3 protein-coding genes are annotated in these 6,540 nt (G+C 76.9%); 1 reads left to right on the top strand and 2 read right to left on the bottom strand.

Annotated features, from left to right (window positions below; all coding sequences use genetic code 11):
- Nucleotides 1-35 precede the first annotated feature (35 nt).
- Both SM793_RS12430 and SM793_RS12425 read right to left on the bottom strand, forming a co-directional pair.
- Nucleotides 36-3,380, bottom strand: coding sequence for a sacsin N-terminal ATP-binding-like domain-containing protein (locus SM793_RS12430; protein WP_320438183.1), 3,345 nt, complete (start codon nucleotides 3,378-3,380; stop codon nucleotides 36-38).
- Between the two features lie 178 nt (nucleotides 3,381-3,558).
- Entirely contained in the window at nucleotides 3,559-4,443 is an 885-nt protein-coding gene (locus SM793_RS12425; protein ID WP_320438188.1) for a DUF3027 domain-containing protein, read from the bottom strand.
- Between the two features lie 618 nt (nucleotides 4,444-5,061).
- Between SM793_RS12425 and SM793_RS12420 the strand changes: the two genes are divergently transcribed.
- Entirely contained in the window at nucleotides 5,062-6,444 is a 1,383-nt protein-coding gene (locus tag SM793_RS12420) for an MFS transporter (RefSeq protein WP_413815941.1), read from the top strand.
- Nucleotides 6,445-6,540 lie beyond the last annotated feature (96 nt).

Genomic DNA, 6,540 nt, shown 5'->3' with positions numbered 1-6,540 from the left:
GCCCGCGCGGGGGCGGGCCGGGCCCGGGCGCCCCGTCAGCCCTCGAAGTCCCGGGCCGCCGACAGCTCGTAGGCCCGGTCCGGCTCGCTCAGCGCGGCCAGCACCTCGAACCGGCGGTGCCACTGCCCCACCGACCAGGCCAGGCCCGCGGCCAGGCCCTCCGGGGTGGCCGCGTGCAGCAGCCCCGGCACCGGCGGCAGCTGGAACTCGTCGTCCTCGTCGGCCTCCTCGGCCGACTCCGGGTCGTACGGCGCCTCCGGGGTGTCCGCCGCGCCGTCCCAACGCCAGTCGACGGCCGCCTCCTCCCCGTCCGGGCCGACCACCAGCAGCTCCTCGTGCTCCTCGTACGCCACCGGGCAGCCGGGCAGCAGCTCCCGCACCACCGCCGGCACCCGGTGCAGCGCGCCCTGGGAGAGCACCCGCCCACCGGCCACCTCGCTGGCCAGCGAGACGTGCAGCCGCTCGGCGAGGTCCACGGCCAGCTCCGGGGCGACCGGCAGCAGCGGGTGGTCGTGCAGCAGCTCGACCAGGTCGGGGGCGTCCGCGACCACCGCCTCGGTGGCGTCCACCACCACGGTCCGGTCCGGCCGCCGCCCGGTGGCGCGGTCCAGCGGCGGGACCGCCCTGACCACGTCCAGCGCTTCGAGCCGGTCCGTCCCGACCCGGGCCAGCGCGCTGTGGATGCCGTGCAGCTGGCGGTGTCCGATCTCGGCGGCCGGGTCGGTGAGCCGGTCCAGCACCTCGTCCGGGCCGTGCGGCTCGGCGAGCAGCGCGGCCAGCGTGGTGCGCACGCCCAGCGCGTGCAGGAACTGCTCGTCCAGGGTGGTGCGGGCCTCGTCGTAGAGGCCGCGCAGCAGCGGGTCCGCGCCGGCCGCGCGCAGCCCGGCGGGCTCGCGGCCGTCCAGCACCGGGTGGTCGCGCAGCCACCAGGCGGTGTACGGCGGCAGGTCGGTGTACGAGCCGTCCGGCAGCAGGGTGCGGACGGGGGTGACCACGGCGTCCCGGTACGGCGGGCGGGCCAGCGTGGCCAGCGCCTGCGGCCAGGCGTCGTCGTCGACCAGGTCCAGGTCGCGGACGGCGAGCAGCTCGGCGGCGACCGGCGGGACGCCCATCGCGTCCCCGTCGTCGGCGTGCAGCGCCTCCAGGGCGTCCTCGGCCCAGTCGGCCAGGCCGTCCGGCGCCTCGTCGATCAGCCCGGTGGCGCGGCCGCCGGCCGCCCGGTCGGCGGGCGCGGTGGGGTCGAGCCGCTCCAGGTCGTCCGGGTCGAGCACCACGTCCTCGGCCCGGACCAGCACGAAGTCCGAGAGCACGCCGACCGAGGCGAGCACCTCGGGGCCCCAGCGCTCCAGCAGCTCGTCGTCCACCCAGGCGGCGTCGTCCTCGCGCGCCAGCTCGGCGAACGGGCTGTCGGGCAGCAGGAGTTCACCCGCCCGGGCGGGCTCGCCCTCGTCGTCGAGCAGGGCCAGCCGGGCCAGCCACGGGTGCTCGCCAGGAGCCGGGGCGGCTGCCCGGACGAGCGCCAGGACGGCCTCGGCGAGGTCGGCGGCGGCGTCCGGGTCGTCCTCGGCCAGCTCGTAGGAGCGCAGGACGGCGGCCCGCACCTCGGGCGTGTCCAGCACCCCGGCGGGGGTGGCCGCGCCCGCGCCCAGCTTGGCCAGCAGCGGGTGGGCGGCCTCCGGGTGGGCGAGCCGCAGGTCGAGCACCGCGAGCGCGTCGGCCAGCGCCTCCGGGTAGCCGGGGAAGGCCGCCCAGTCGGCGGCGTCGGAGGGCAGCAGCACCCGGCGCGGACCGGTGACCGTCCGCCCGTCGGCGAGCGGCACCGGCAGCGCGCCGAGCGCCTCCGGGTCGGCTCCGCCGAGCGCCGCGTACAGGTTGCGCCACCAGGCCGGCTCCCGGTCCAGGCCGCCCAGCTGGTCGACCACCTCGGCGAGCGGGACCCGGCGCACGTTCAGCACCCGCAGCTCGGAGCGGCGTTCCAGACCGGCCGGCAGCAGGCCGGGGAAGATCGGCGCCAGCGCCTCGACCACCGAGCCGTCGGCGCCCTCCAGCAGCGTGGCGTCCCGGGGCCGCAGCGCCGGGGTGCCCTCCTCGACCGGCGCCGGGTGCGGCAGGAACGGTGTCCCGGGCAGCCGGGAGAGCACGGCGGCGCGCAGCGCGTTGTCCAGCGCCCCCCGGCCGAGCGGCCCGGGCACCAGGCCGAGCGAGCCGAGGTCGCCGCCGCGGGCGCGCAGCAGCTCGGCGTAGGCGTCGGCGGCCCGCTCGGTGAGGAAGTCCGCGAGCGCGCCGGGGGCCACGTGCCGGCGGGTGGAGTCCAGCGGGTAGGAGGCGATCAGCAGCGCGGGCAGGTCGAGCGGCTCGTCGCTCGGGGTGGGCGCGTGCAGCACCGGGGCGATCGCCGGCCGCTGCGGGGCGCCCCCGTCGGAGACCGGTACCGCCCAGGTCACCGTCCAGTGCGGGCGGTTGCGCTCCTCGGTGGGCCGGTCGGCGAGCAGCCCGACGTCGAGCGGTCCGGCCGCCCCGACGGTCTGCCAGACGGTGCGCCGCGGCTGCCCCTCGGCGTCGTCGGTGATGGTGACCTCGCTGATCTCCGCCCCGGTGCCCCCGCCGGCCGGCGCCGGGAGGTCCGTGTCCGGACGTGGTCCGCCGGCCGAGCGGGTCAGGGTGCGGGTGCCGTCCGAGGTCTCCACCACGACCTCGGCCAGGCCGGGCAGGGTGAGCAGCAGCGCGTCGTCGATGCCGGCCAGCAGCCGGCGGGTGAGGTCCTCGGCCGCCGCGTCGCGCAGCGGCAGCACCACCACCGTGTCGTACCCCTCGGGCGCCGGGCCCTCGGCGGCGAACGGCAGCCGCAGCAGCGGCACATGGCCGTCCCGGCGGCGCAGCTCCTCGTCGAGGACGGGCTGCGCCTCGGCCAGCGCCCTGGCCTCGCCGAGCGACCAGCGCACACCGCCGGCCGAGCCGAGTACGGCGGGCTCGTCGGTGACCGCGAGGACGGCGGCGAAGCCGACCCCGAACCGGCCGACGGTGCTGTCCCGGTCGCCGCGCTTGGAGGAGGCGCGCAGGGTGGAGAGCGACTCGACGGCCGCCGCGTCCAGCGGCGCACCGGTGTTCGCCGCGGCCAGCACGCCGTCCGCCAGGGTGAGCCGGAGCCGGCCCGGGCCGTGCCCGGCCCGGACGGCGGCGTCGGCGGCGTTCTGCGCCAGCTCCACGACCAGCCGGTCGCGGTAGCCGCCGAGGGCCAGTTCCTCCTCGGCGTTGGCGTCCTCGCGGAACCTGGCCGGGGAGGCGGCCCAGGCGTCCAGCACCCGGCGGCGCAGTTCGGCGCTGCCGAAGGGGTCCGCGAGGTGCTCGTCCGTGCCGCTGCCGAGAATCCGAGGTTCCACTGGACCTGCCGCCTTCCGCCGCCCTGTCGTGCCCTGCCGAGGGGCATTCTTCCCTGCCGCGGGGACGGTCCCCGACACACCCCCGGAGCCGGCGGCGTGCCCGGGCGGCGGGCGGCGACGACGGCGGCCCGCCCCACGGGGTGGGACGGGCCGCCGGACGGTGACTTCCGGGTGACTCCTAGGAGTGGCCGAGCTCCTCGGTGGGGGCGTCCGGCTCGACCGAGCCGGAGAGCCGGTCCGGGTGCAGCGACATCGGCTCGATCACCAGCTCGTCCAGGATCAGCGCGGCCGGCGCCGGCGGGGCCGGGATGACGGCCGCCTCGGAGTGCCCGCCGCAGCCGTAGGCGAAGGAGACGATCTGGCCGTCGGCCGGACCGAACTCGTTGCCGCAGACCCCGAAGGCCTGGCCCAGCGAGCCGCCGATGGGGATCAGGAAGCCGCAGCTGACACAGCAGGCCGGGGCGGACTGCGCCATCGGCGTCTGCGCGCCGTGGGCCTTCTCCCAGCGGTCGGCGGCCAGGTGCAGGCCGAGTCGGGACAGCACCCGGCTGCGGCCCATGCCCAGTTCGTCGGCGACAGCGCTGATCTGGGCCCGGACCGGGGCCGGCTGGACGTCCAGGTCATCGCTGACCAGCACGTCCTCCTCGGCGGCCTGGGCCAGCGCGGAGTTCGGCGCGGGCTCGTCCTCGCCGGTCCAGCCCGGCTCCAGCCGCACGTCGTCGGCGTCGGTGGGGAGCAGGTCTCCCGGCCCCATGTCGCCCGGGCGCAGCCGCTCGCTCCACGGCACCCACTGCGGGGCCAGGACGGCGTCGGGGCCGGGCAGTAGTACGACCTCGTCCAGCGTCACGTTCTTGGCCCTGGGGGCGCGCGCCACCGTGACCGCCCAGTGCCAGCCGCGGTAGGCCACGTCCAGGCACTCGAAGGTATGGGTCACGACACGGTCGGTCTCGGCCTGGACACCAAGGTGCGCTCCGACGGTCTCGGCACCGACGGCGTCCTCAGCGGCCTGACGGGCGAGATCGACGGCCTCGGCACAGAGCCGATCAGGGGTACGGCTTCGCATCGCTGCACTCACGGCGTCGATTCTCTCCCATTTCTTCTGTCGCCCACGGCGAGTTGCCTTTTCCGTCGCGGCTCGGATTCCCTCGTCCATTCTGCGCGACTGCGGCCTGCCGCGGATACCGGCCGCGCCGCTGGTCCGGTCCGCCGGCGCCGGTCGGCACTCGGGCGGACTCTGGGCAGGCTACCCGCCGGTCGGCCACCGGGCACAGTCCGGGGCGCTCCGGAGTGGATCCGGGGCGTCCGGGACGGGAACGGCGGCCCCCGATCGCGCGGCGCGGAGCGGAATCCCGCGTCGTCCTCCCGAATCTGGGGCAGGATGGGGCTTGTGGCGGACGAGGAACCGTCGCAGCACGCACTGCACGCCTCGCAGGCCGGCAGCCCCGACGAAGCGAACGCCGTGCCGCGACAGCAGTCTCCGGTCCAGGCTGCGGGTGAACCGCAGTCGGTGGACCCCACACCACTGCCCACCGCGCGGCCGACCGGCGCCGCCGCGGCGGAGGCGGGTGGCGGCCAGGACCCGCCTGACGACCGGGACCCGTCGGACGACCGGCCCGAGCAGGACAGGCAGGACGAACAGAACGACGGCGACGGCGACGGCGAGGAGCCGCGCCGGCACTTCCTGGTCCGCACCGCCTCCGCCGCCGGTTCCCGGACCGGCAAGGTCGTGCACGGCACCGGCCGCCGGATCCGCCGGGCCACCGCCGCCGAGGGCGCAGGCGAGTCCGGCCTGGCCAAACTGATCGAATTGCACGCCATCAACGCCTTCGGGGACATGCTCATCACCGTGGCGCTCGCCTCCACGATCTTCTTCTCGGTGCCGACCGGCGAGGCCCGCGGCCGGGTGGCGCTCTACCTCCTCATCACCATGGCGCCGTTCGCCGTGCTGGCGCCGGTGATCGGCCCGCTGCTGGACCGGCTGCCGCACGGCCGCCGGGCCGCCATGGCGATGTCGATGCTGGCCCGCGCTGTCCTCGCCTGGACCATGGCCGGCGTGGTGACCGGCGGCGGACTGGCGCTCTACCCGGAGGCGCTCGGCGTCCTGGTCGCGTCCAAGGCGTACGGGGTGGTGCGCAGCGTCGTGGTGCCCCGGCTGCTGCCCAGCCGGCTGTCACTGGTGAAGGCGAACTCCCGGGTCACCCTGGCCGGGCTGCTGGCCACCATGGTCGCGGGCGGGGTCGGCGGGCTGCTGCACCTGATCGGTCCCGGCTGGCCGCTGCGCGGCGCCTTCCTGGTCTTCGTGGCCGGCACCCTGATGGCCTTCCACCTGCCGCACACGGTGGACTCGGCCAAGGGCGAGCAGCGGGCCGTGCTGCACGCCGAGGAGCACCCGCCGGGCCACCACGGCGTCCTGCACGGCCGGAACGCCCCCGCGCCGGAGCCCGCCGCGGAGCAGCGGCCCAAGGCGTCGCTGCTCACCGTCGGACCCTCGGTGATCCTGGCGCTGCGGGCGATGGCGGCGATGCGCTGGCTGGTCGGCTTCCTGGTGATGTTCCTGGCGTTCCTGCTCCGCGAGGAACCGATCGGCGGCCTGCAGCCGACCCTGGCACTCGGCCTGGTGGCGCTGGCCGCGGGGACGGGCAACGCGATCGGTTCGGCGCTCGGTTCCTGGCTGCGCCCCCGCGGCCCGGAGATGACGGTCACCGCGATGCTGCTGCTGGCCGGCTGCGCCACGGCCGCCGCCGCGCTCTGGTACGGCACCGTCACCGTGGTGACGGTGGCCGTGACGGCCGGGACGGCTGCCTCGCTGGGCAAGCTGTCGCTGGACGCGCTGATCCAGCGGGACGTGCCCGAGTCGGTGCGGACCTCGGCCTTCGCCCGTTCGGAGACCCTGCTCCAGATGTCCTGGGTGGCGGGCGGCGCGGTCGGCATCCTGCTGCCGCTGAACGGCGCGCTGGGCCTCTCGGTGGCCGCCGCCGTGGTCGGCGCGGTGCTGCTGTGGACGCTCCGCTCGCTCCTGCGGGTGGGCGTACGCCACCGTCCCGCCGCGCCCCGGGTGGCGTGAGCCGCCGCCCCGCCGGGGCGGCGACCGTGGCGTGAGCGGGCACAACACGCGGTTGCGGACCCCCGCGTAGCGTGATCGCGAAAGCCCGGTAGCCTC

Source organism: Kitasatospora purpeofusca, assembly GCF_034043715.1.
GTDB lineage: Bacteria > Actinomycetota > Actinomycetes > Streptomycetales > Streptomycetaceae > Kitasatospora > Kitasatospora purpeofusca_A.
Note: the sequence above shows the minus strand (reverse complement) of the source record. Positions and strands in the feature narration are given on the sequence as shown.